The 568-nt window shown below is 51.2% G+C and carries 1 pseudogene; it reads right to left on the bottom strand.

The features are described 5' to 3' along the window. Nucleotides 1–568, bottom strand: a pseudogene (locus tag R7E78_RS29005) (NAD(P)-dependent oxidoreductase); the annotation flags it as partial.

Here is a 568-nt window from a genome sequence, read left to right as displayed (position 1 = left end):
GATCTTCCTCGCAGCGAATTACTTTCCAAGAGTCAATATAATCGCCGACTTTGAGCTCCGGCCCCGGAGGAGAAACGCGAATCGGTTTTCCGCCACCAAAAAAGATGTCGAGCCATTCGCGTGTGCGCCACAAAATGTTGGCAAAGTAATAGCCTTTTTCACGACTCCCGATTTTTTGAGCCACTTTCCATAATGCCGCAGCGGAGGCTTGAGTTTTTATGCTCGCACCGGCTTGTTTAGGGTAGTAGCCATACCCCGGTTGCCATCGACGAAGTGCCGCTGGCTCAAAGCCCCAAACATTACTGCGCACAAACGTGCCTTCATCTTGGATGGTATCGGATACCGCTTGCTCGTAGCTGATCAGCGTTTGCGGAAATCGTGCTTCAATCGCTTTGGAATCGGCAATGTAGTCATGCTCTAACCCCGCGAGTAATGCTTTGCCGATGTTTGCTGGCACAGAGGTGACCAAGCCGAGCCAGTACGATGCCATTTTGGGGGTAAGCAACGGTGTCGACCACAGCCGATAAGGCTTGTTGGTGATTCGGCAAATGATTTTAAATTGCTCGCG

This window comes from Vibrio sp. YT-19(2023) (assembly GCF_033337395.1).
This window is presented reverse-complemented; position numbering and strand designations above follow the sequence as displayed.